Below are 23,322 nucleotides of genomic sequence, written 5' to 3' on the forward strand. Positions count from 1 at the left end.
CCCCCCCCCCCCCCCCCCCCCCCCCCCCCCCCCCCCCCCCCCCCCCCCCCCCCCCCCCCCCCCCCCCCCCCCCCCCCCCCCCCCCCCCCCGCCGTCGTACCGCTCAGAACGGCCGCAGCGCCGGCTCCTTCCGCGCACCGCCGAGCAGCCGCTCCAGCGCCCCCTCCACGTCGCCGCGCCAGGAGAGCGTGGTGCGCGCCTCCAGCCGCAGCCTCGGGTAGCGCGGGTGCGGCCGTACGGTCTTGAAGCCGACCGCGAGCAGGTGGTCGGCCGGCAGCACGCAGCTGGTGGGCACCCGGCCCGCCCAGCCGAAGGCCTCGATCGCCCGTACCCCGCGCCCCAGCAGGTCCTTGGCGACGGTCTGCACCAGCACCCGGCCCAGCCCCTGGCGCTGGTAGCCCGGCAGCACCCGGCTGACCATCAGCTGAACGGCGTCCGGCGCGACCGGGCTGGTCGGGAAGGACTGCGAGCGGGGGACGTACGCGGGCGGCGCGTAGAGCACGAAGCCGGCCGGCCGGTCGTCCACGTAGACGATCCGACCGCAGGACCCCCACTCCAGCAGCACCGCGGAGATCCACCCCTCCTTCTCCAGCTCCGGCTTCCCCGACTCCACCGCCTCCTTCGCGCTGACCGGGTCCAGCTCCCAGAACACGCAGGAACGGCAGCCCGTCGGCAGGTCCGCGAGGTTGTCCAGCGTCAGCGGAGCGATCCGGCGTCCCATGGCCCGCACCTCCTCCTCCCTTTCACGGTCGAGCATGCCCCCACCAACGCCGATGGGTGCATGTTTCACGTGAAACAGCGCTCACGTGGCACATGCACCCATCGGGTCGTCGCCCCCGGTCCGGCCGACCGGCTCAGCCCTGCGACAGCCGCAGACCGTCCTCGCCCGGGGCCATGCTGTCCAGGATCCGGTTCAGGTCCTCGACCGAACCGAACTCCAGCACCACCTTGCCCTTGCCCAGCTTCCCGCCACGCTGCGACACCTCGACCTTGACCCGGGTGTCGAAGCGGTCCGACAGCCGGCTCGCCAGGTCGTTGAACGCCGGGGAGATGATCCTGCCCGCCTTCGGCGCCTGGCGCTTCTCCCCCTTCGGCTCCTCCGAGCGCAGCAGGACGACGAGCTCCTCGACGTTGCGCACCGTGAGGCCCTCGGCGATGATCCGCGCGGCCAGCTTCTCCTGCGCCTCGGGATCCGTCAGCGGCAGCAGCGCCCGGGCGTGCCCGGCCGTCAGCGTGCCGGCCGCCAGCCGGCGCTGGACGGACGCCGGGAGCCTCAGCAGCCGCAGGGTGTTGGAGACGTGCGGACGCGAGCGGCCGATCCGGTCGGCCAGCTCCTCGTGGGTGCAGGAGAAGTCCCGCATCAGCTGGTCGTAGGCGGCCGCCTCCTCCAGCGGGTTCAGCTCGGCCCGGTGGAGGTTCTCCAGGAGGGCGTCCAGCAGCAGCTTGTCGTCCTCGGTGGCCCGGACGATCGCCGGGATCCGCTCCAGCCCCGCCTCGCGGGAAGCGCGCCAGCGGCGCTCGCCCATGATCAGCTCGTAGCGCTCGGCCGCGACCTGGCGCACCACGATCGGCTGGAGCAGGCCGACCTCCTTGATGGAGGCCACCAGCTCGGCCAGCTTGTCCTCGTCGAACACTTCGCGCGGCTGGCGCGGGTTGGGGGTGATCGCGTCCAGCGGAAGCTCGGCGAAGGAGGCACCGGGCACCGGCGCCGGCACCGGCTGCTCCGCCTGCCGTCCGACGGCCGCGCGGGCCGCCACCGTGGCGCGGCCGCCCGACAGCACCGGCACCGAGGCCGGTGACGTCGTGCCGGTCGCCACCACCGAGGTCGGCGCGGACGTGGCGGCGGCGGGCTGCGCCGCCCCGCCGTCGGCCGGTACTGCGGGGCCGATCAGCGCCCCGAGCCCTCGTCCCAGACCCCTGCGACCACTCACTGATGACCCTCCGTCGTACCGTGCTGTGCCATCGGGGCGCCGTGCCCCGTACCGCTGCCGTCCCGCTGCTGACCGACCGACGAGCCGCCGCCCTGGCCCACCGCGCGCAGCGCGAGCTCGCGGGCGGCCTCCAGGTACGAGAGCGCCCCGGTGGAGCCCGGGTCGTAGGTCAGCACCGTCTGCCCGTAGCTGGGCGCCTCCGAGATGCGGACCGAGCGCGGGATCGCCGTGCTCAGCACCTCGGCCTGGAAGTGGGTCCGGACCTCCTCGGCCACCTGGGCGGCCAGCCTGGTCCGGGCGTCGTACATGGTGAGCAGGATGGTCGAGACGTGCAGCGTGGGGTTGAGGTGGGCGCGCACCAGCTCGACGTTGCGCAGCAGCTGGCCGAGGCCCTCCAGCGCGTAGTACTCGCACTGGATCGGGATCAGCACCTCCTGACCGGCCACCAGGGCGTTGACGGTCAGCAGGCCCAGCGAGGGCGGACAGTCGATCAGGATGTAGTCCAGCGGCTGCTCGTAGGCGGCGATGGCGCGCTGCAGCCGGCTCTCCCGGGCCACCAGCGAGACCAGCTCGATCTCGGCGCCGGCCAGGTCGATGGTGGCGGGGACGCAGAAGAGCCCCTCGACGTCCACGACCGGCTGGACCACGTCGGCCAGGGGCTTGCCCTCGACCAGGACGTCGTAGATGGACGGCACCTCGGCGTGGTGGTCGATGCCGAGGGCGGTGGAGGCGTTGCCCTGGGGGTCGAGGTCGACCACCAGGACGCGCAGTCCGTGCATGGCCAGCGAGGCGGCCATGTTCACGGTGGTGGTGGTCTTGCCCACCCCGCCCTTCTGGTTGGCGACCACGATCACCCGGGTGGCGGCGGGCCGCGGCAGCCCCTCCCCCGCCCGGCCGATCGCCTGAACCGCAGCCTGGGCAGCCCGTGCGATGGGCGTGTCATCGATCTGGTCGATGGTCTCCGAGTCCTGCATGGGGCTCAGTGTTTCACGTGAAACCGGAGCGGCAACAGTCGCGGCCCGAAAGCGGCTGAGCCCGAGGCGGAGCCGGAAATCGAGACCGTCGGAGAGCAGAGAGCGACGTTTCACGTGAAACACCATGCCCGCTATGCCGGAAATCTGACGTTGCGACACTCCGATGTCCCACCGAAGGCCCACCGGTCACCTGAACGACGACGGGCGGACGGTTCCCCCCTTCCGAGGGGAGCCGTCCGCCCGTCGTTCCGAACCGAGGACCTCAGCGGGTGCCGCGGCGGCGCCCGCCCCGGGCGCGGTCACCGGTCTTGGCACCGGCGTTGCGCCCGGCCCGGGCCGCCTTGGCCCGCTTGGTCGCGGCCTTCACCCCGCCGGGGCTCTCCCCCGCCTTGACCTGCACCACCCGGGTGGAGGTCTCCAGGGTGCCCTCGCCGACCGAGATGACGGTCCACTCGACGGCGCCCAGCTTGGCCAGCCCGGCGCGCGAGTCGGCCAGCTCCTGCTCGGCGCTGTCGCCCTTGAGCGCCAGCATCTGCCCGTGCGGGCGCAGCAGCGGCATGCCCCAGCCGGCCAGCCGGTCCAGCGGTGCCACGGCCCGGGCGGTCACCACGTCCACCGCGAGCTTGCCGATCATCTCCTCGGCGCGGCCGCGCAGCACCGTGACGTTCTCCAGCCCCAGCTCCCGGACGACCTCCTCCAGGAAGGTGGTCCGGCGCAGCAGCGGCTCCAGCAGGGTCACCGAGACGTCCGGGCGGGCCAGCGCCACCGGGATGCCGGGCAGGCCGGCGCCGGAGCCGACGTCGCACAGGGTGGAGCCGGTGGGCAGCAGCTCGGCCAGCACCGCGCAGTTCAGGACGTGCCGGTCCCACAGCCGGGGCACCTCGCGGGGCCCGATCAGCCCGCGCCGGACGCCCGCCGTGGCCAGCAGCTCGGTGTAGCGGACGGCGGCGTCGAAGCGGTCGCCGAAGACCTCCCGGGCAGCCGCCGGCGCCTCGGCCAACACGTCCAGCTCGGGCAGCTCGGCCCGCTCCTCCGCGTCAGGGTTCACGTCCGCCCCCGGACGGCCGGTGGCCGCGTTCTCCGTGTCCATCTCGACCTCTCCGATCTCCGGATCCACCGACCCGCTCAACGCACTGTTTCACGTGAAACATCCCAGAAGGAACAACGACCCCGCCCGCACGAGGCGGACGGGGTCGCGTTCGACAAGACTCACCGGTCACCGAGGCGACCGGTCATCGTCCCGACGGCCTCAGGCCGGCAGCACGACCACGCACCGCTGGGGCTCCTCGCCCTCCGACTCACTGCGCAGACCGGCGGCCGCGACCGCGTCGTGGACGACCTTGCGCTCAAAGGGCGTCATCGGCCGCAGCTTGACCTGCTCGCCGCTGCTCTTCGCCTGCTCGGCGGCCTTGGCGCCGAGGGCGGCCAGCTCCTCGCGCTTGCGGGCCCGGAAGCCGGCGATGTCCAGCATGAGACGGCTGCGCTCGCCGGTCTCCCGGTGGACGGCCAGCCGGGTCAGCTCCTGCAGGGCTTCCAGCACCTCGCCGTCCTGGCCGACCAGGCGCTGCAGCGCGCGGTCGTTGCCGTCGCTGACGATGGACACCAGGGCGCGGTCACCCTCGACGTCCATGTCGATGTCACCGTCGAGGTCCGCGATGTCGAGCAGACCCTCCAGGTAGTCCGCCGCGATGTCGCCCTCCTGCTCCAGGCGGGTGATGACGCTCTCGTCGGTGCTGGCGACGTCCTCGGCCTCGACGGCGGAGGTGGTGCCTTCCGTCACTGATGGACTCCTTCGGAGATGGGGCCCGGCTGGCGGGCGGGGAACGAAGCTCTTCGCAGAAGCCGGGTCAGGACTTCTTCTTCGGCCGCTGGCCGCCGCGCTTGGGCTGCTGCCGGGTGCCCTGCTTGGTGCCGCCGGGCTTGGCCGCGGTCTGCTTGGCAGCCGTCGTCTTGGCGCCGGAGTCCGCCGGGACGGCGTCCTCGGCGGCCTGCTCGACCTGGGTGGCCTCGCTCGCCTCGGTCGCCTGGCCGGCACCGGCCTGCTGGCGCTGGGCCTTGCTCTGGCGGCGGGGCTGCTGGCGGCTCGCCCGGACCGACTCCTCCACCACGGCGGCGGCGGAGGCCGCCTCGGCGATGGCCGTCTTGGACGGGGGCAGCATGCCCCAGAGCGCGCCCTTGATCTCCGTACCGTCCGAACGCAGTCGGCCGGCCTTCTTGAGCCGCGCCTGGCGCTCCTCGAAGGCCTTGCTGCCCGGGGTCGGGTTGTTGTGGATCACGACCAGCTGCTGGCCCATCGACCAGACGTTGGTGGTCAGCCAGTAGACCAGGACACCGACCGGGAAGTTGATGCCCATCACGGCGAACATGACCGGGAAGACGTACATCAGCATCTTCTGCTGCTGCATGAACGGCGTCTTGACCGTGAGGTCGACGTTCTTGGTCATCAGCTGGCGCTGGGTGACGAACTGCGACAGCGACATCATGACGATCATCACCGCGGTGACGATCTTGACGCTGGTCTCCGGGCTGCCGAGGAAGGTCGCGGACAGCGGGGCGCCGAAGATGTGCGCCTTGCCGGCGCTCACCAGCAGGCCGCCGTGGATCACGCCGATGTCGTGGCCCTTGGCGACGTTGGACAGCACGCCGTAGAGGGCGGTGAAGAAGGGCGCCTGAACGATGATGGGAAGGCAGCTGGAGAACGGGTTGGTACCCGCATCCTTGTACAGCTTCATCATCTCTTCGGACTGGCGCTGCCGGTCGTTCTTGTAGCGCTCCTGGATGGCCTTCATCTTCGGCTGGATCGCCTGCATGGCCCGGGTCGCCTTGATCTGCTTCACGAAGAGCGGGATCAGGCAGATCCGGATGACGACCACCATCGACGCGATGGCCAGACCCCAGGCCCAGCCACCGTCCGGGTCGAAGACGTTGCTGTACAGCGCGTGGAACTGGACGATGATCCAGGACACCGCTGTGTAGAGGGGACTCAGAAAACCGAAGGTCACCGGTCAGACTCCTTGGGCATCGGGCTTCGCCACCGGCTCCGGCTCGGCGGTCCCGCTCTTGGGGCTCAGCAGATCACGCAGCCGGCGGTGCCACACCGGGTGCTTGCGGGGCGGTACGTGGTCCACCCCGCCAGGTGACCAGGGGTTGCAACGGAGGATGCGCCACACGGTCAGTCCGCCGCCCTTGACCGCCCCGTGCACCTTCACGGCTTCGTAGCCGTAGTGCGAGCACGAGGGGTAGTAACGGCAGACCGGACCGAGCAGTGGGCTGATCGTCCACTGGTAGACCCTGATCAGACCCATCAGCAGGTACTTCATCGCCCTGCTCCCGTCGGCGCCGTGGCGGCGGGCTCGGCCCTCAGCAGCCGCTTGAGCGCCGCGTCCAGGTCGCGTTCCAGCTCCTGGTACGAGGCGGTCGCGGCCTGGGGCAGCGCACGCACCACTATCAGGCTACCGGCGGGCAGCCTGGACAGACGATCACGAACGAGATGGCGCAACCGGCGCTTCACCAGGTTGCGGACGACCGCCGGGCCAACGGCCTTGCTCACGACGAAACCCGCACGCGCCGAAGGAGTCCCCTCGGCGACGTGCGGGCGGGAGTCGCTGGTCCGGTCGGTCTGCCCCTGCGGGTCACCATCTCTGCTGAGATGGACGACCAGAAGGGGCCGGCCGGCCCGACGACCGCGTTTCACCGCGGTCGCGAAGTCCTGGCGCCGCCGCAGCCGATTCTCGGAGGGCAGCACAACAGACTCTGGTGCGGATCAGGCGGACAGGCTGGCGCGGCCCTTGCCACGGCGGGCAGCCAGGATGGCGCGGCCGGCGCGGGTACGCATCCGCAGCCGGAAGCCGTGGGTCTTCGCGCGACGACGGTTGTTCGGCTGGAAGGTGCGCTTGCTCACTCGGGGGCTCCTGAGGTGAATCGTAGGATGACGGGGTGTCGCTTGGCCGTCACCGTGCGTCCGCGTGATCTCCCTGGAATTCGGAAATCCGGCCCATCGCCCCAGTTCGGCTGGGGTCTGAGGCAATCCACGGCGCCCGTGCTGCGCGCCTTATGGAGCGGGTGGACCCGCGGACATGCGGCAGCGGCCATCGACAACTCGACCTGGTTACGGTACGCGGGACGGGCGCCGAGGGTCAAACCAGCTGCTTCGGGACGCCGTTTACCCACAGCCTGTGGACAACGACTTGATCCGTCTCTGTTCGCTGACTACCGTTGCAGGACTTGTCTGGTTTGTTCTTCGAAAGCGTGCACCAGTGGCTGATGGCAACAGCGACCTCGTCCCGGTCTGGGCGAGGGTCGTCGAGCGGCTGGTCAACGACCCCGATGTCGGGGAGATGGACAAGCAGTGGGTGCAACGCACCCAGCCCATGTGGATGATGCACGACACCGCCCTGCTGGCGACCCCGAACGAGCGGGCCAAGCAGGTGCTGGAGGGTCGGCTGCTGCCCCAGCTGACCGACGCGCTCAGCCGCGAGCTCAGCCGACCCGTCCGGATCGCCGTGATGGTCGACGCCAACGCGGTGCCCACCACCCCCGCGCCGGCCCCCCAGGCCCCCGTCGAGCCCTACCCGGGCCCGGCCGAGGAGGACTCCGGCTACGGCGACCAGGGCTACCAGCAGCCGTACGAGCAGGACTACGAGCGCCCCCGCTACGACACCGGCGGCTACGAGCAGCGCCCCGCGCCCTACGGCGGCGGCCAGCCCGCCCAGCCCTGGCCCGGCTACCAGGAGCCGCAGGCGCCGTACCACGAGCCCGAGGAGCCCTCGCCCCGCCCGGCGCCGCGGCACCTCCCCAGCCCGCCCGCCACGACCCAGGGCGACCTCTTCGGCGGCGCGTACGGCCCCGGCCCCGGCGAGCAGCCCCGCACCGGCGCCGGGCGCCGCGGACACGGCTCCCGGCCCTCCGGCGGACGCCCGGCCGAGAAGTCGGCCGCGGAGCCGCCGACCGAGCGCCCCGCCGTCCCCGGGGTGCCCGCCCCGCCCGGTGCTCCCCCGGCCGGCGGCTCCCGCAAGGACGAGCCGGCCGCCCGGCTGAACCCCAAGTACCTGTTCGACACCTTCGTCATCGGCGCCAGCAACCGCTTCGCCCACGCGGCGGCGGTGGCCGTCGCCGAGGCCCCGGCCAAGGCGTACAACCCGCTCTTCATCTACGGCGAGTCCGGGCTGGGCAAGACCCACCTGCTGCACGCCATCGGGCACTACTCGCGCAGCCTCTTCCCGGGCACCCGGGTGCGCTACGTGTCCTCGGAGGAGTTCACCAACGAGTTCATCAACTCGATCCGGGACGGCAAGGCGGACACCTTCCGCCGCCGCTACCGGGACATGGACATCCTGCTGGTGGACGACATCCAGTTCCTGGCGAGCAAGGAGTCCACCCAGGAGGAGTTCTTCCACACCTTCAACACCCTCCACAACGCGAACAAGCAGATCGTGCTGTCCTCGGACCGGCCGCCCAAGTTGCTGACCACGCTGGAGGACCGGCTGCGCAACCGCTTCGAGTGGGGCCTGATCACCGACGTCACCCCGCCGGAGCTGGAGACCCGGATCGCGATCCTGCGCAAGAAGGCGATCCAGGAACAACTCAACGCCCCCGCCGACGTGTTGGAGTTCATCGCCTCCCGGATCACCCGCAACATCCGGGAGTTGGAGGGCGCGCTGATCCGGGTGACCGCCTTCGCCAACCTCAACCGGGCGCCGGTGGACCTGGAGTTGGCGGGGATCGTCCTCAAGGACCTGATCCCCGGCGGGGACGAGGACGCCGGCCCGGAGATCACCGCGCAGGTCATCATGCAGCAGACCGCCGCCTACTTCGGCCTCGGTGTGGACGACCTCTGCGGCTCCTCGCGCAGCCGGGTGCTGGTGACGGCCCGGCAGATCGCCATGTACCTGTGCCGGGAGCTCACCGACCTCTCGCTGCCGAAGATCGGCGCCCAGTTCGGCGGCCGCGACCACACCACGGTGATGCACGCGGACCGGAAGATCCGCTCGCTGATGGCCGAGCGGCGCTCGATCTACAACCAGGTCACCGAACTGACCAACCGCATCAAGAGCTAGCCGTCCCCCGCGAGTTGGGGCGCGGACCGGAGCACCCCCGGAAGGGCGTCAGGAGCGATCCTGACGCCCTTTTGCCATATCCACAGGTGTGCACCGGGCCGCCGCCGGGCAGGTATCCGCGCGACGGACGTCCCACCGGTCCACAGCCCGCGCCGAACAACTGCCCGGTGATTCGAAAACCGGGGGCGCGCACGGCAGTTGTCCACAGGCCGGGCCCCTTCCGCGCCGTCCACAGGCCGGGGAGTCCGGAGTTATCCAGAATTCGTCCACAGGCCCGGCGCCGCTACGCTCTTCCGCGCAGGTCAGGTGCCTGTGGACTTGTGCACAACCGTTGTCCACAGGGTGTGGACAATTGACGGGCCACCAGTGGGCCGTCCGGGTTATCCACCGGTTGTCCCCAGGGCCGGGGCGGTTATCCCCAGGTTGTCCACAGCGGGGTCCACAGTTCGACAACCTTGGGCAGCCGTTCATACCCTGGTGTGAAAGGCGTCACGTAAAGTTGACCGGGGCCCGTGGATAACCGGTCCCGGATCTGGGGACAGTCCTGGGGATAACCTGTGGATACGCAGCGTGCCCTGTGGGTAACGCTCGGCTGTCCACAGCGCGGCCTGCCCGTCCACAGCCGCCGTCCACACCCACTGTGGACAAAATCCGGGCGCTGGCCTGCGGAAACAGGGTTATCCACGGTTTCCACAGGCCCTACTACTACCGCTACACAGTTAGACCGTGAACCTGCTTTCAAAGTGGGTGGTCCCGAAATCTGTGGACAACCGCGCCCCGACATCTGTTCGGCCTCGCTTCCGCCCGTCTGCCCCGTCTGTCGGCGGAGTACGTCAGACTGTCCTTTGCGACTGGAAGCGGAGTGGTAGAGCTCGGCGGACAGGCGGACCCACGATCAAGATCAGACGAACCAGAGTGCGAGCGGGAGCGCTCGATCCAGGAGGCGGTTACCGGTGAAGTTCCGGGTGGAGCGTGACGTCCTCGCGGAGGCGGTGGCCTGGGCTGCCCGCAGCCTCCCGGCACGGCCGCCGGTGCCGGTGCTGGCCGGCCTGCTGCTGACCGCGCAGGAGGGCAGCCTGGCGCTGTCCGGCTTCGACTACGAGGTCTCGGCCCGGGTCGAGCTGGAGGCGGACGTCGAGGAGGCCGGCACCGTGCTGGTCTCCGGTCGCCTGCTCAACGACATCTCGCGCAACCTCCCCAACAGGCCGGTTGAGATCTCCACCGACGGCCAGCGGGTCAGCGTGGTCTGCGGCAGCTCCCGCTTCACCCTCCCCACCCTCCCGGTGGACGAGTACCCGGCGCTGCCCCAGATGCCGACCGCCACCGGCACCGTCTCCGGGGACGTCTTCGCCTCCGCGGTCAGCCAGGCCGCCGTCGCGGCCGGCCGGGACGACACCCTGCCGGTGCTCACCGGCGTCCGGGTCGAGATCGAGGGCGACCGGATCACCCTGGCCGCCACCGACCGCTACCGCTTCGCCGTCCGCGACCTGCTGTGGAAGCCCGAGCAGTCGGACATCTCCGCGGTCGCCCTGGTGCCCGCCAAGACCCTCCAGGACATCGCCAAGTCCCTGGGCAGCGGCGACACCGTCTCCATCGCGCTCTCCTCGGGCGGCGCGGGCGAGGGCCTGATCGGCTTCGAGGGCGCCGGCCGCCGCACCACCACCCGGCTGCTGGAGGGCGAGTTCCCCAAGTTCCGCAGCCTCTTCCCGACCGAGTTCAGCGCGGTCGCCGCGATCCAGACCCAGCCCTTCCTGGAGGCGCTCAAGCGCGTCTCGCTGGTCGCCGAGCGCAACACCCCGGTCCGGCTCAACTTCGAGCAGGGCGTGCTGACCCTGGAGGCCGGCTCGGGCGACGACGCCCAGGCCACCGAGCGGATCGAGGCCGACCTGGAGGGCGACGACATCTCGATCGCCTTCAACCCGGGCTACCTGGAGGAGGGCCTCAAGGCCATCGACTCCCCGTTCGCCCAGCTCAGCTTCACCACCCCGACCAAGCCGGCCCTGCTCAGCGGCAAGGTCTCGGTGGACGCCGAGGAGGACAAGGCCTACCAGTACCTGATCATGCCGGTCCGCCTCTCCGGCTGACGGCCGGCCTCGGCCGGCGATCTGCTCCGGCCGACCCCGGCCGGTCCGGTCACCCACAGGCTGTGCACACCCGTTGTGCACAGCCTGTGGACGTCCCGACCCCGTCGACCCGGTCGGCCCGACCGCGCGGAGTCCGGATGCCCCGGAAGCGTAGGCTCGGGGATGCGGCAACGGCGCCGCCGCCAGCACGTCCCCACAGTAAGGATTTGGTCATGGAGCTCGGCCTCATCGGTCTCGGCAAGATGGGCGGCAACATGCGCGAGCGGATCCGCCGCGCCGGCCACACCGTCATCGGATACGACCGCAACCCGGAGATCTCCGACGTCGAGACCCTGCAGGAGCTCGTCTCCAAGCTCCAGGGCCCGCGCGTGGTCTGGGTGATGGTCCCGGCCGGTGCCGCGACCCAGGCGACCGTGGACGAGCTCGCCGAGCTGCTCTCCCCCGGCGACGTCGTGGTGGACGGCGGCAACTCCCGCTGGACCGACGACATCAAGCACGCCGAGGCGCTGGCGGCCAAGGGCATCGGCTTCGTCGACTGCGGCGTCTCCGGCGGCGTCTGGGGCCTGGAGAACGGCTACGCGCTGATGTACGGCGGCGACGCCGAGCATGTCGCCCTGGTCCAGCCGGTCTTCGACGCGCTCAAGCCCGAGGGCGACTTCGGCTCGGTGCACGCGGGCGCGGTCGGCGCCGGCCACTTCGCCAAGATGGTCCACAACGGCATCGAGTACGCGATGATGCAGGCCTTCGCCGAGGGCTGGGAGCTGCTGGAGGCCGCCCCCGAGGTCACCGACGTGCGCGAGGTCTTCCGCAGCTGGCAGGAGGGCACCGTCATCCGCTCCTGGCTGCTGGACCTGGCCGTCCGCGCCCTGGACGACGACGAGCACCTGGACAAGCTGCGCGGCTGGGCCGCCGACTCCGGCGAGGGCCGCTGGACCGTCGAGGCCGCGATCGACCACGCCGTGCCGCTGCCGGCGATCACCGCCTCGCTGTTCGCCCGCTTCGCCTCCCGTCAGGACGACTCGCCGCAGATGAAGATGATCGCCGCGCTGCGCAACCAGTTCGGCGGCCACGCGGTCGAGTCCAAGTAACCGAGAACCGGCCGGGGCCCCGGGGGCCGTTCCCCGGGTAGCCCCGGCCGGGTAGCCCCAGACACAGAAGGCGGGCGCAGTCCACAGCCATGCACGTCGCGCACCTGTCGCTCGCCGACTTCCGGTCGTACGCCCGGGCCGAGGTTCCCCTCGACCCGGGCGTGACGGCCTTCGTCGGGCCCAACGGCCAGGGCAAGACCAACCTGGTCGAGGCGATCGGCTACGTCGCCACCCTGGGCAGCCACCGGGTCGCCACCGACGCCCCGCTGATCCGGCTGGGCGCCGAGCGGGCGGTCATCCGCACCTCGGTGGTGGACCGCGGCCGCTCCACCCTGATCGAGCTGGAGCTCACGGCGGGCAAGGCCAACCGGGCCCGGATCAACCGCTCCGACAACGTCCGCCCGCGCGACGTGCTGGGCCTGCTGCGCACCGTGCTGTTCGCCCCCGAGGACCTCAGCCTGGTCAAGGGCGATCCGGGTGAGCGCCGGCGCTTCCTGGACGAGCTGCTGACCGCCCGGGCACCCCGGCTGGCCGGGGTCCGACAGGACTACGAGCGGGTGCTCAAGCAGCGCAACGCCCTGCTCAAGACCGCCGCGATGGCCCGCCGGGCCGGCGGCGGCAAGGGGGCCGACCTGTCCACCCTGGAGGTCTGGGACGGCCACCTGGCCCGCGCCGGGGCCGAGCTGACGGCCTTCCGGATCCAGCTGGTGGCCGCCCTGCAACCGCTGGTGACGGCGGCGTACGGCCGGGTGGCCCCGGGCGGCGGGGAGACCGTCCTGGAGTACCGCAGCTCCTTCGAGGGCGAGCTGCCGAGCAGCCGGGAGCAGGCCGAGGAACAGCTGCTGGCGGCGTTGCAGGCGGTCCGCAAGCAGGAGGTCGAGCGGGGGATCACCCTGGTCGGCCCGCACCGCGACGAGCTGGTGCTCAAGCTGGGCCCGCTGCCGGCCAAGGGCTACGCCAGCCACGGCGAGTCCTGGTCGTTCGCGCTGGCGCTGCGGCTGGCCTCGTACGAGCTGTTGCGCGCCGACGGCGGTGAGCCGGTGCTGGTGCTGGACGACGTGTTCGCCGAGCTGGACGCCGCCCGCCGGGACCGGCTGGCCGAGCTGGTGGCCGACGGCGAGCAGGTGCTGGTGACCGCGGCGGTGGCCGAGGACGTGCCGAAGGCGCTGGCCGGCGCCCGCTTCGCGGTCTCCGACGGCGCCGTGCGCCGGATCGACGCCTGAGCCCCCACTCGTACCGGCCCGACCCGTACCGGCCCGACCCTTACCGAACCGAAGCCTTGCCGTCGGCACCCGCACCGCGGCGGGTGCCGACGTCCGGCGTGCGCGCGCTCCCGTAGGCTGGACGGCTCATCGGGTTGTCCACAGGCTGGGGAAAGGAGATCGCCGTGAGCGATTCGGCGGAGACCTCCCCCGGCCCCGGCACCGCCGAGCCCACCGGTGCCGACCTCGCCCGATCCGCGCTGCGGGCGGCCCGGGCCCAGGCCCGTCAGCGCGGTGAGCAGGTCCAGCAGAAGCGCGAGGCGAAGCGGCACGGGCTGCGCAGCGGCGCCCGCTCGGACGGCCGCGACCCGGTGCCGCTGGGGGCGGCGCTGAACCGGCTGCTGACCGAGCGCGGCTGGGAGTCCTCGGCCGCGGTCGGCGGGGTGATGGGCCGTTGGCCGCAGATCGTCGGCCCGGACATCGCCGCGCACTGCCACCCCTCCTCCTACGACGAGGCCGCCGCGGTGCTCACCGTGCAGTGCGACTCCACTGCGTGGGCCACCCAACTGCGCTGGCTGGCACGGCAGTTGGTGGCCCGTCTGAACCACGAGCTGGGCCACGGCACGGTCCGCACCATTAAGGTGCTCGGCCCGGCCGCGCCGGCCCGCGGCTACGGCCGGCTGCGCGCGCCGGGGAGCAAGGGCCCGGGCGACACCTGGGGCTGAGCCCGGCCGGCGGCGATCGGCCCCGGCCGGGATCGGACCGCGATCTTCCGGAACCCCTGACGGCCCTTCCAGGCGCCTCCGGCCCCCGGGTCGAGTATCGGGACACGTCCCGAGGGGATTCAGGGCGGCATATCTGCCTTCAAGGGCTGCCAAACGCCCATCTCTGTCAGTCGTACCGGTAGACTGAGAGCCAAACACTGTTGCTAGTGGCAACCGAGTCGAAACGCCGTGGTCGCACGCCCGCCCGCACGGGGCTGGAATGCGGCCCGCGCTGTGCCAGAGAGGGCGCTTCGTGGCCGATTCCGGCAACCCCAGCCAGACCCCAGACCAGACCGACCAGGCTTCCTACACCGGTAGCAACATCCAGGTGCTGGAAGGCCTCGACGCCGTCCGCAAGCGCCCCGGCATGTACATCGGTTCCACCGGTGAGCGCGGCCTGCACCACCTGGTGCAGGAGGTCGTGGACAACTCCGTCGACGAGGCGATGGCGGGGTACGCCGACACCATCGACGTGACGATCATGGCCGACGGCGCCATCCGCTGCGTCGACAACGGCCGCGGCATCCCGGTGGACATCGTCCCCGGCCAGGACAAGCCGGCCGTCGAGGTCGTGCTCACCGTCCTGCACGCGGGCGGCAAGTTCGGCGGCGGCGGCTACGCCGTCTCCGGCGGTCTGCACGGCGTCGGCGTCTCGGTGGTGAACGCGCTGTCCACCCGGCTCTCGGTGGAGATCCACAAGGACGGCCACATCTGGACCCAGGACTACAAGATGGGCGCGCCGACCGCCCCCCTGGTCAAGGGCGCCGAGACCGACCGCACCGGCACCACGGTGACCTTCTGGGCCGACCCCGACATCTTCGAGACCACCGTCTACTCCTTCGAGACGCTCTCCCGGCGCTTCCAGGAGATGGCCTTCCTCAACAAGGGCCTGTCGATCTCGCTGACCGACGAGCGCCCCGAGCACGTGGACGAGGAGGGCAAGCCGCTCACCGTCACGTACAAGTACGACGGCGGCATCGCCGACTTCGTCGCCCACCTCAACTCCCGCAAGGGCGAGGTCATCCACCCCTCGGTGATCGACTTCGAGGCGGAGGACAAGGACAAGGCGATCTCGGTGGAGATCGCGATGCAGTGGAACTCCTCCTACACCGAGGGGGTCTACAGCTTCGCCAACACCATCCACACCCACGGCGGCGGCACCCACGAGGAGGGCTTCCGCGCCGCGCTGACCGGCCTGGTCAACCGCTACGCGCGGGACAAGAAGCTGCTCCGCGAGAAGGACGACAACCTCTCCGGCGAGGACATCCGCGAGGGCCTGACCGCGATCATCTCGGTCAAGCTCGGCGAGCCGCAGTTCGAGGGCCAGACCAAGGACAAGCTCGGCAACACCGAGGCGAAGACCTTCGTCCAGAAGGTCGTCCACGAGCAGCTCAACGACTGGCTGGACCGCAACCCCAACGAGGCCTCGGACATCATCCGCAAGTCCATCCAGGCCGCCACCGCGCGCGTCGCCGCCCGCAAGGCCCGCGACCTGACCCGCCGCAAGGGCCTGCTGGAGTCCGCCTCGCTGCCGGGCAAGCTCTCGGACTGCCAGTCCAAGGACCCGTCCGAGTGCGAGATCTTCATCGTCGAGGGTGACTCCGCCGGCGGCTCGGCCAAGCAGGGCCGCGACCCGCGCACCCAGGCCATCCTGCCGATCCGCGGCAAGATCCTGAACGTCGAGAAGGCCCGGATCGACAAGGTGCTGCAGAACACCGAGGTCCAGGCGCTGATCTCGGCCTTCGGCTGCGGCATCCAGGAGGACTACGACGAGTCCAAGCTGCGCTACCACAAGATCGTCCTGATGGCCGACGCCGACGTCGACGGACAGCACATCCGCACCCTGCTGCTCACCCTGCTGTTCCGCTTCATGCGGCCGCTGGTCGAGTCCGGGTACGTCTACCTCGCCATGCCGCCGCTGTACAAGATCAAGTGGGGCAAGGACGACTTCGAGTACGCCTACTCCGACCGCGAGCGCGACGCGCTGATCGCGGCCGGCGTGGAGGCCGGGCGCCGGCTGCCCAAGGACGACGCGATCCAGCGCTTCAAGGGTCTCGGCGAGATGAACGCCGAGGAGCTCCGGGTCACCACCATGGACGCCGAGCACCGCCTGCTGCTCCAGGTCACCCTGGAGGACGCCGCCCGCGCCGACGAGCTGTTCTCCGTGCTGATGGGCGAGGACGTCGAGGCCCGCCGCTCCTTCATCCAGCGCAACGCCAAGGACGTCCGCTTCCTGGACGTGTGACGCCTGCGAACCAGGCCCCGCACGTACCAGTCCGCGTGAAAGGAAACTGACCACCAGTGGTCGACGACAACCGTCCCGAAGGCGACCAGCCCGAGACCCCCGAGTCCCCCGCCGCCGAGGCCACCACCCAGGTGACCATGCGGATCGAGCCGGTCGAGCTCGAGACCGAGATGCAGCGCTCGTACCTCGACTACGCGATGAGCGTGATCGTCAGCCGGGCGCTCCCCGAGGTCCGCGACGGCCTCAAGCCGGTGCACCGCCGCGTGCTCTACGCGATGTACGACGGCGGGTACCGGCCCGAGAAGGGCTACTACAAGTGCGCCCGCGTCGTCGGCGACGTGATGGGCAACTACCACCCGCACGGTGACACCTCGATCTACGACACCGTGGTCCGCCTGGCCCAGCCGTGGTCGATGCGGATGCCGCTGGTGGACGGCAACGGCAACTTCGGCTCCCCGGGCAACGACCCGGCGGCGGCCATGCGCTACACCGAGTGCAAGATGATGCCGCTGGCCATGGAGATGATGCGCGACATCGACGAGGAGACCGTCGACTTCGCGCCCAACTACGACGGCCGCTCCCAGGAGCCGACCGTCCTGCCCGCGCGCATCCCCAACCTGCTGGTCAACGGTGCCACCGGCATCGCGGTCGGCATGGCCACCAACATCCCGCCGCACAACCTGCGCGAGGTCGCCTCCGGCGCGCTCTGGTACCTGGAGAACCCCGAGGCCTCCGCCGAGGAGCTGCTCGAGGCCCTGATCGAGCGGATCAAGGGCCCCGACTTCCCCACCGGCGCGCTGATCGTCGGCCGCCGCGGGATCGACGACTACTACCGCACCGGCCGCGGCTCGGTCACCATGCGGGCCGTGGTCGAGGTCGAGGAGATCCAGGGCCGCCAGTGCCTGGTGATCACCGAGCTGCCGTACCAGGTCAACCCGGACAACCTCGCGCTCAAGATCGCCGACCTGGTCAAGGACGGCAAGATCGCCGGCATCGCCGACGTCCGGGACGAGTCCTCGTCCCGCACCGGCCAGCGCCTGGTGGTCGTGCTCAAGCGCGACGCGGTCGCCAAGGTCGTGCTCAACAACCTGTACAAGCACACCGAGCTGCAGACCAACTTCGGCGCCAACATGCTGGCCCTGGTCGACGGCGTGCCGCGCACGCTGTCGCTCGACGCCTTCATCCGGCACTGGGTCAACCACCAGGTCGAGGTCATCGTCCGGCGCACCAGGTTCCGCCTGCGCAAGGCCGAGGAGCGCGCCCACATCCTGCGCGCGCTGCTCAAGGCCCTGGACCTGATCGACGAGGTCATCGCGCTGATCCGGGCCTCGGCCAGCGCCGACGCCGCCCGCACCGGTCTGATGGGCCTGCTGGACATCGACGAGCTCCAGGCCAACGCGATCCTGGAGATGCAGCTGCGCCGGCTGGCCGCCCTGGAGCGCCAGCGGATCACGGACGAGCACGACGAGCTGCAGCGCAAGATCGACGAGTACAACGCCATCCTGGCCTCGCCGACCCGCCAGCGCGAGATCATCTCCGAGGAGCTCGCCGCGATCGTCGAAAAGTACGGCGACGAGCGCCGCTCGACCCTGATCCCCTCCGACGGCGACCTCTCCATCGAGGACCTCATCGCCGAGGAGGACATCGTCGTCACGATCACCCGTGGCGGCTACGTCAAGCGGACCCGCTCCGACCTCTACCGCTCGCAGAAGCGCGGCGGCAAGGGCGTGCGCGGTGCCCAGCTCAAGCAGGACGACATCGTCGACCACTTCTTCGTGACGACGACCCACAACTGGATCCTGTTCTTCACCAACAAGGGCCGGGTGTACCGCGCCAAGGGCTACGAGCTGCCGGACGCCGGCCGCGACGCCCGCGGCCAGCACGTGGCCAACCTGCTGGCCTTCCAGCCGGGGGAGCACATCGCCCAGGTGATGGCCGTCCGCACCTACGAGGACAAGCCGTACCTGGTCCTCGCCACCCGGGCCGGCCTGGTGAAGAAGTCCCCGCTCAAGGACTACGACTCCCCGCGCTCCGGCGGCCTGATCGCGATCAACCTGCGCCAGGACGAGGAGGGCCGGGACGACGAGCTGATCGGCGCCGAGCTGGTCTCCTCCGAGGATGACCTGCTGCTGGTCTCCAAGAAGGCCCAGTCGATCCGCTTCACCGCGACCGACGACGCCCTGCGGCCCACCGGCCGCGCCACCTCCGGCGTCAAGGGCATGGCCTTCCGCGAGGACGACGAGCTGCTCTCGATGAACGTCGTCCGTCCCGGGACGTACGTCTTCACCGCCACGGACGGCGGCTACGCCAAGCGGACCGGGGTGGACGAGTACCGTGTCCAGGGACGCGGCGGCTACGGCACCAAGGCGGCGAAGATCGTCGAGGGCCGGGGCTCGTTGGTCGGCGCACTGGTGGTGGACGACACCGACGAGATCATGGCGATCACCCTGTCGGGCGGGGTGATCCGCACGAGGGTTTCCGAGGTTCGTGAAACCGGACGTGACACCATGGGCGTCCAACTGATCAACCTCGGAAAGCGCGACGCGGTGGTGGGCATGGCCCGCAACGCGGAGGCCGAGGACGAGGAGACGGCGGAGGACGAGGTCACCGACACCGAGTCCACCGAGACGACCGAAGGTACGGGGACGGCGGTCGGCGGCGACGCCGAGGTCTGAACCGAACCGCAGACCGGTGCCGCCGCGTCCAGAGAGTGGGCACGGCGGCACCGGACGCCGACCAGTACCGGGCAATCCCGCCGGGCGCTGGATGACGAGTGACGGATCAGGGCGGCGCCGCCCTGGTGGGAAGTGCGGGAGGACCAGGTGAGTGGAGCCACGGGTGCTGCGGGAGGACCCTCCGGCGGCCGTCCGGGCGCGCAGGGCGGGGGGTCGTACGGCGTGCCGGGGCAGCCGCCGACCGAGCACTCGGCCGCGTCCACCTCGCTGATGCCGCCGGTCGGCGGAGCGGGCCAGGCCGGACAGAGCGGCTTCTCGCAGCCGACGACGTACACCAAGGGGCAGCCGACCCCGGCCCGGGGCACCCGGACCGGCGGCAACACCCCGGCCGGCGGCACCCCGGTGCCCGGCGCGCCGCGCCGCCCCGCCGCGGGCCCGGCGACCGTCGGGGGCGGCCTCGGCCGGACCCGCAAGGCCCGGCTGAGGGTGACCAAGGTCGACCCGTGGTCGGTGATGAAGGTCAGCTTCCTGCTGTCGCTGGCCGTCGGCATCATCATCATCGTGGCCTCGGCCGTGCTGTGGATGACCCTGGACTCGCTCGGCGTCTTCGACTCGCTGACCAAGACCCTCAAGGACGTCACCGGCGGCGGCGCTGACAACGCCAGCAGCCAGCTGAACCTGATGGACTACATCGGCTTCGGCAAGGTCATGATGTTCACCACGCTGATCGCGGTGGTCGACGTGGTGCTGCTGACCGCGCTCTCCACGCTGTCGGCCTTCATCTACAACGCGGCGGCCGGCTTCACCGGCGGCGTCGAGCTCACCCTGGCCGAAGAGGACTGATCCGGCCGGATCCTGACCCCTGGTCAGTTCACCGTCCGCGGACGGAATGTACGGGCCCCGCAGGCTGTTGCAGCCTGCGGGGCCCGTCGGCATTTCGGGTGACTGCCGGCTCCCGCGGCGTGCCGCCCGGAAACGGGTCGGCCGCGGTGGGATTAGCTGGACGCCGCCCGTTCCCACCCGTGGGAGTGCCGCAGGCCGCCCCGGTCGGTCGACCGGGTCAGGAAGGTTTCCGCAGGAAGGCTGGACGGAGGCGCGCGGTGGCGAAGCTCGCAGGTCAACTGGTCGAGGCCCTGGACGGGCTGTTGGGCATCCCGATCCCCTTGCGGGTGCAGGCCTGGGACGGCAGTGTCGCCGGGCCGCCCGGGGCGCCCACGGTGGTCCTGCGCAACCGCCGGGCGCTGCGCCGGCTGCTGTGGCAGCCGGGCGAGCTGGGCCTGGCCCGGGCCTACGTCTCGGGGGACCTCGACCTCGCCCCCGGCACCGACCTCTACGAGACGCTCTCCGCGGTCGCCCAGTTCGCCGAACTCCCCGAGATCCGCACCATGGCCCTCGGGCCGCGCGACGTCCTCGGCGCCGCGGGCCGCCGGGTGGTCGCCGCCGCCCTCCGGGCCGGGGCGATCGGACCGGAGCCCACCCCGCCCCCGGAGGAGGTCCGCCGGGCCCAGGGGCGGCTGCACAGCCGCGGCCGGGACCGCGCCGCCATCAGCCACCACTACGACGTCGGGAACGACTTCTACGGCCTCGTGCTGGGCTCCTCCATGGTCTATTCGTGCGCCTACTGGACGCCCGAGGCGAAGAGCCTGGAGGCCGCCCAGGAGGCCAAACTCGACCTGATCTGCCGGAAGCTCGGCCTGCGGCCCGGGATGCGGCTGCTGGACGTCGGCTGCGGCTGGGGCTCGCTGCTGCTGCACGCGGCCGAGCACTACGGGGTCACCGCGGTCGGCGTCTCGATCTCCACCGAGCAGGTCGCGCTGGCCCGCACCCGGATCGAGGAGGCCGGCCTGGCCGACCGGGTGGAGGTCCGGCTCCAGGACTACCGGGAGATCACCGACGGCCCCTTCGACGCGATCTCCAGCGTCGGGATGGCCGAGCACGTCGGTGCCGAGCAGTACCGGGTGTACGCCGACGGCCTGTTCCGGCTGCTGGCGCCCGGCGGCCGGCTGCTCAACCACCAGATCGCCCGGCGCCCCGACCACCCCGGCGAACCGCACCGCACCAGCCCCTTCATCGACCGCTACGTCTTCCCGGACGGCGAGCTCTCCCCGGTCGGTTCCACGGTGGCCCGGCTGGAGGAGGCCGGCTTCGAGGTCCGGGACGTCGAGGCGCTGCGCGAGCACTACGGGCTGACCCTGCGCGAGTGGGTGGCCAACCTGGAGGCGCACTGGACGGAGGCGGTCCGGCTGGTCGGCCTCGGCCGCGCCCGGGTCTGGCGGCTGTACATGGCCGCCTCCGCGCTGGCCTTCGAGCAGAACCGGATCGGGGTGAACCAGATCCTCGCGGTCCGCAGCACCGAGCAGGGCGGCTCGGGCCTGCCGCCGACCCGTGAGGAGTGGCTGGTGCGCCCGGCCGCCGAGGTCACTGCCGCGACCCCGGCCGGAACGGATTTGGGAGATCGGCGGTCGGTCCGCTAATCTTTCAGTGCGGCAAGGGCCTATAGCTCAGACGGTTAGAGCGCTTCCCTGATAAGGAAGAGGCCACAGGTTCAAGTCCTGTTAGGCCCACCACCGCGAAGGGCCCGGAGTGATCACTCCGGGCCCTTCGGCGTTTTCGCAGATCGGGCGGCTTCCGGTACGCTCTATGTGCAGCGAGGGCCTATAGCTCAGACGGTTAGAGCGCTTCCCTGATAAGGAAGAGGCCACAGGTTCAAGTCCTGTTAGGCCCACCGCCCCGAAGGGCCCGGAGTGATCACTCCGGGCCCTTCGGCGTTCCCCGGCGGACCGCCCCTGACGAGGGCTTCCCGGTCGGACCGGGTGCGGACGATCCGTACGGCATGAGGTGCGGCGTCAATCCTCGGACCGGACCGCCGGGTTGACGGTGCCGGTGGCTGGTCACGATTGGGACACCGGTGTGTATCATCGGCCGCAAGGGCAGTCCGGCACCCGACCGCCCGTTCGCGCTCGAAACACATCTGGACTCGTCGGCCCGGTCGGTCCGGCCGGAGCAACGGCTCCTGAGTCCACCAACGCTAGAAGGACGAGGTCCCGCGGTGAAGAAGCTTCTCCTGGTCGCCCTGGTCGCCCTCGGCGGCTTCTTTGTCTACCGTCAGGTCCAGGCGGACCGCGCCGAGCAGGACCTGTGGACCGAGGCCACCGACCCGGTTCCGGCCGGTCGCTGAGCCCCGGACGATCTGACGATCGACGGTCTTCGGAGGCGCTCACCGGCGCCTCCCGAACCGGTCGGCCCGCTCATACGATCGGACCGGCCGGTTCCCCCAGGGGGACGGCTCTCGGAAACACGCCGGAACCCGGTACGCTAGTGCCCGTTGGCACGAGCCGTGCCGTCGAGGGGCATTAGCTCAGTTGGTAGAGCGCTGCCTTTGCAAGGCAGATGTCAGGAGTTCGAGTCTCCTATGCTCCACAGCGCCTGAACGGCGGTCGACCCTTACGGGTCGGCCGCCGTTCGGCGTTTCCGTGGCTCTAGGGGGTGTCGTCCTCGGTGGGCTCGGCGGCCTCGGCCGCGACCTCGGGGGTGAGGCCGTTCACCGGGGAGGTGGCGGCGGTCGCGCCGGCCGGCCGGTGGGACTCCGGCGCCGGGGGCTCGACCAGCCACTCCGGGTTGCTGTGCCGGCGCCACCACTGCCAGGCGACCAGCCCGCCGCCCACCGCCAGCACCCCGGCGAGCAGCAGCCCGGCGGCCGTCCGGCCGCCGCACCGCTGCTGCCGCTTCGCGTTCCGGGCGGCGAGCTCGTTGATCTCGGCCGAGCTGACGTGGCCCTGGAGGGCGGTCAGCGCGGCGGCGCCGCGGGACTGGGCCTCGTGCGCGACCGGGGAGACCGCGGCCCGGGCCTCCTCGACGGCCTGGGCGACCCTGGGGCCGACCGTGCTGCGGGCCTGGTCGGCGGCGCGGGCGGCGGACAGCCGGGCCGCCAGGGCGGCCTCCTGGGCCCGGTGGAGGGCCCGCAGGGCGTTCTGCTGGGCCTCGGGCGGCAGGTTGGCGAAGGCCTGGCCGAACTGCGGGGCGAGGTGCCGGTCGTACTGGACGCGGAGGTGGTGGGCGGCCTGGGTGGCCTTGGGGCCGAGGGCGTCCAGGGCGGGCCCGAGGCGCTGCCTGGCGCCGTCCGCGAACTGTGCGGCGGAGTCCCGGGTCCTGGTGGCGGTGTCACGGGCCGAGTCCGAAAAGCTCACGAGTCTCTCCTCCTGGTGGCGTCCTTATATGCACATATCCACCTGAATGCTGATCATGCATCCGGATTCGCCCACCGGCACGCCGGGGTGGGCCGTACGCGGGCCCGGCGGGGCCG

Annotated in this window: 20 protein-coding genes and 3 tRNA genes; 13 read left to right on the forward strand and 10 right to left on the reverse strand. The window is 71.3% G+C overall.

Translation table 11 applies throughout. The features are described 5' to 3' along the window. Positions 1-103: 103 nt before the first annotated feature. From ACZ4W5_RS29030 to rpmH, 9 genes are all read right to left on the reverse strand, one after another. Positions 104-721 (reverse strand): GNAT family N-acetyltransferase, encoded by a 618-nt coding sequence (locus tag ACZ4W5_RS29030; protein WP_360242915.1) that lies wholly within the window; start codon positions 719-721, stop codon positions 104-106. Positions 722-854: 133 nt separating this feature from the next. Next, positions 855-1,931, reverse strand: coding sequence for a ParB/RepB/Spo0J family partition protein (locus ACZ4W5_RS29035; RefSeq protein WP_360242810.1), 1,077 nt, complete (start codon positions 1,929-1,931; stop codon positions 855-857). After that, the gene (locus tag ACZ4W5_RS29040; RefSeq protein ID WP_360242813.1) at positions 1,928-2,905 is read right to left on the reverse strand and encodes a ParA family protein; all 978 of its coding nucleotides are present in this window, start codon (positions 2,903-2,905) and stop codon (positions 1,928-1,930) included. Before ACZ4W5_RS29040 ends, ACZ4W5_RS29035 begins: the two co-directional genes overlap by 4 nt. 262 nt (positions 2,906-3,167) lie before the next feature. After that, complete coding sequence (rsmG, locus tag ACZ4W5_RS29045) at positions 3,168-3,995, reverse strand: 16S rRNA (guanine(527)-N(7))-methyltransferase RsmG (RefSeq protein WP_360242817.1); 828 nt, start codon at positions 3,993-3,995, stop codon at positions 3,168-3,170. 159 nt (positions 3,996-4,154) lie between these two features. Continuing rightward, a complete protein-coding gene (locus ACZ4W5_RS29050) occupies positions 4,155-4,685 on the reverse strand; it encodes a Jag family protein (RefSeq protein ID WP_465657844.1) in 531 nt (176 codons plus the stop codon). 67 nt (positions 4,686-4,752) lie between these two features. Continuing rightward, the gene (gene yidC / locus ACZ4W5_RS29055) at positions 4,753-5,907 is read right to left on the reverse strand and encodes a membrane protein insertase YidC (RefSeq protein WP_360242821.1); all 1,155 of its coding nucleotides are present in this window, start codon (positions 5,905-5,907) and stop codon (positions 4,753-4,755) included. A gap of 3 nt (positions 5,908-5,910) precedes the next feature. Then, the gene (gene yidD / locus ACZ4W5_RS29060; RefSeq protein ID WP_316522234.1) at positions 5,911-6,225 is read right to left on the reverse strand and encodes a membrane protein insertion efficiency factor YidD; all 315 of its coding nucleotides are present in this window, start codon (positions 6,223-6,225) and stop codon (positions 5,911-5,913) included. Next, positions 6,222-6,650, reverse strand: coding sequence for a ribonuclease P protein component (gene rnpA, locus ACZ4W5_RS29065; protein WP_360242825.1), 429 nt, complete (start codon positions 6,648-6,650; stop codon positions 6,222-6,224). The genes yidD and rnpA overlap by 4 nt, the downstream gene beginning before the upstream one ends. 18 nt (positions 6,651-6,668) lie before the next feature. After that, on the reverse strand, positions 6,669-6,806 hold the full coding sequence (gene rpmH, locus ACZ4W5_RS29070) for a 50S ribosomal protein L34 (RefSeq protein WP_030059672.1): 138 nt from the start codon (positions 6,804-6,806) through the stop codon (positions 6,669-6,671). 355 nt (positions 6,807-7,161) lie between these two features. On the opposite strand from rpmH, the gene dnaA reads away from it, so the two are divergent. The 13 genes from dnaA to ACZ4W5_RS29135 all read left to right on the forward strand — a co-directional run bounded on the left by dnaA (position 7,162) and on the right by ACZ4W5_RS29135 (position 22,439). After that, positions 7,162-8,961 (forward strand): chromosomal replication initiator protein DnaA, encoded by a 1,800-nt coding sequence (dnaA, locus tag ACZ4W5_RS29075; RefSeq protein WP_360242828.1) that lies wholly within the window; start codon positions 7,162-7,164, stop codon positions 8,959-8,961. Positions 8,962-9,914: 953 nt separating this feature from the next. Beyond that, on the forward strand, positions 9,915-11,045 hold the full coding sequence (gene dnaN / locus ACZ4W5_RS29080) for a DNA polymerase III subunit beta (protein WP_360242831.1): 1,131 nt from the start codon (positions 9,915-9,917) through the stop codon (positions 11,043-11,045). A 212-nt stretch (positions 11,046-11,257) separates the two neighbouring features. Continuing rightward, positions 11,258-12,133, forward strand: coding sequence for a phosphogluconate dehydrogenase (NAD(+)-dependent, decarboxylating) (gene gnd, locus ACZ4W5_RS29085; RefSeq protein WP_360242834.1), 876 nt, complete (start codon positions 11,258-11,260; stop codon positions 12,131-12,133). A gap of 89 nt (positions 12,134-12,222) precedes the next feature. Beyond that, complete coding sequence (gene recF, locus ACZ4W5_RS29090) at positions 12,223-13,356, forward strand: DNA replication/repair protein RecF (protein ID WP_465657846.1); 1,134 nt, start codon at positions 12,223-12,225, stop codon at positions 13,354-13,356. Positions 13,357-13,520: 164 nt separating this feature from the next. Further along, positions 13,521-14,060 (forward strand): DciA family protein, encoded by a 540-nt coding sequence (locus ACZ4W5_RS29095; RefSeq protein WP_465657847.1) that lies wholly within the window; start codon positions 13,521-13,523, stop codon positions 14,058-14,060. A 259-nt stretch (positions 14,061-14,319) separates the two neighbouring features. Next, positions 14,320-16,344 (forward strand): DNA topoisomerase (ATP-hydrolyzing) subunit B, encoded by a 2,025-nt coding sequence (gyrB, locus tag ACZ4W5_RS29100; protein WP_402485201.1) that lies wholly within the window; start codon positions 14,320-14,322, stop codon positions 16,342-16,344. A 137-nt stretch (positions 16,345-16,481) separates the two neighbouring features. Further along, positions 16,482-19,019, forward strand: a complete 2,538-nt coding sequence (gene gyrA / locus ACZ4W5_RS29105; RefSeq protein WP_465657872.1) for a DNA gyrase subunit A — start codon at positions 16,482-16,484, stop codon at positions 19,017-19,019. 147 nt (positions 19,020-19,166) lie between these two features. Then, positions 19,167-19,862: a DUF3566 domain-containing protein gene (locus ACZ4W5_RS29110; protein ID WP_402485202.1), complete on the forward strand. Its 696-nt coding sequence runs from the start codon at positions 19,167-19,169 to the stop codon at positions 19,860-19,862. A 257-nt stretch (positions 19,863-20,119) separates the two neighbouring features. Further along, on the forward strand, positions 20,120-21,493 hold the full coding sequence (locus ACZ4W5_RS29115) for a cyclopropane-fatty-acyl-phospholipid synthase family protein (RefSeq protein WP_360242852.1): 1,374 nt from the start codon (positions 20,120-20,122) through the stop codon (positions 21,491-21,493). A gap of 16 nt (positions 21,494-21,509) precedes the next feature. Continuing rightward, positions 21,510-21,586 (forward strand) — tRNA-Ile (locus ACZ4W5_RS29120). Between the two features lie 84 nt (positions 21,587-21,670). Further along, positions 21,671-21,744, forward strand: a tRNA-Ile gene (locus ACZ4W5_RS29125). A 324-nt stretch (positions 21,745-22,068) separates the two neighbouring features. Continuing rightward, complete coding sequence (locus ACZ4W5_RS29130) at positions 22,069-22,197, forward strand: DLW-39 family protein (protein WP_014137031.1); 129 nt, start codon at positions 22,069-22,071, stop codon at positions 22,195-22,197. A gap of 169 nt (positions 22,198-22,366) precedes the next feature. Beyond that, positions 22,367-22,439, forward strand: a tRNA-Ala gene (locus tag ACZ4W5_RS29135). 59 nt (positions 22,440-22,498) lie between these two features. On the opposite strand, the gene ACZ4W5_RS29140 is transcribed toward ACZ4W5_RS29135, so the two are convergent. After that, entirely contained in the window at positions 22,499-23,206 is a 708-nt protein-coding gene (locus ACZ4W5_RS29140; RefSeq protein ID WP_465657849.1) for a DUF5324 family protein, read from the reverse strand. Positions 23,207-23,322 lie beyond the last annotated feature (116 nt).

The sequence above is a fragment of the Kitasatospora sp. NPDC029367 genome, assembly GCF_055569135.1.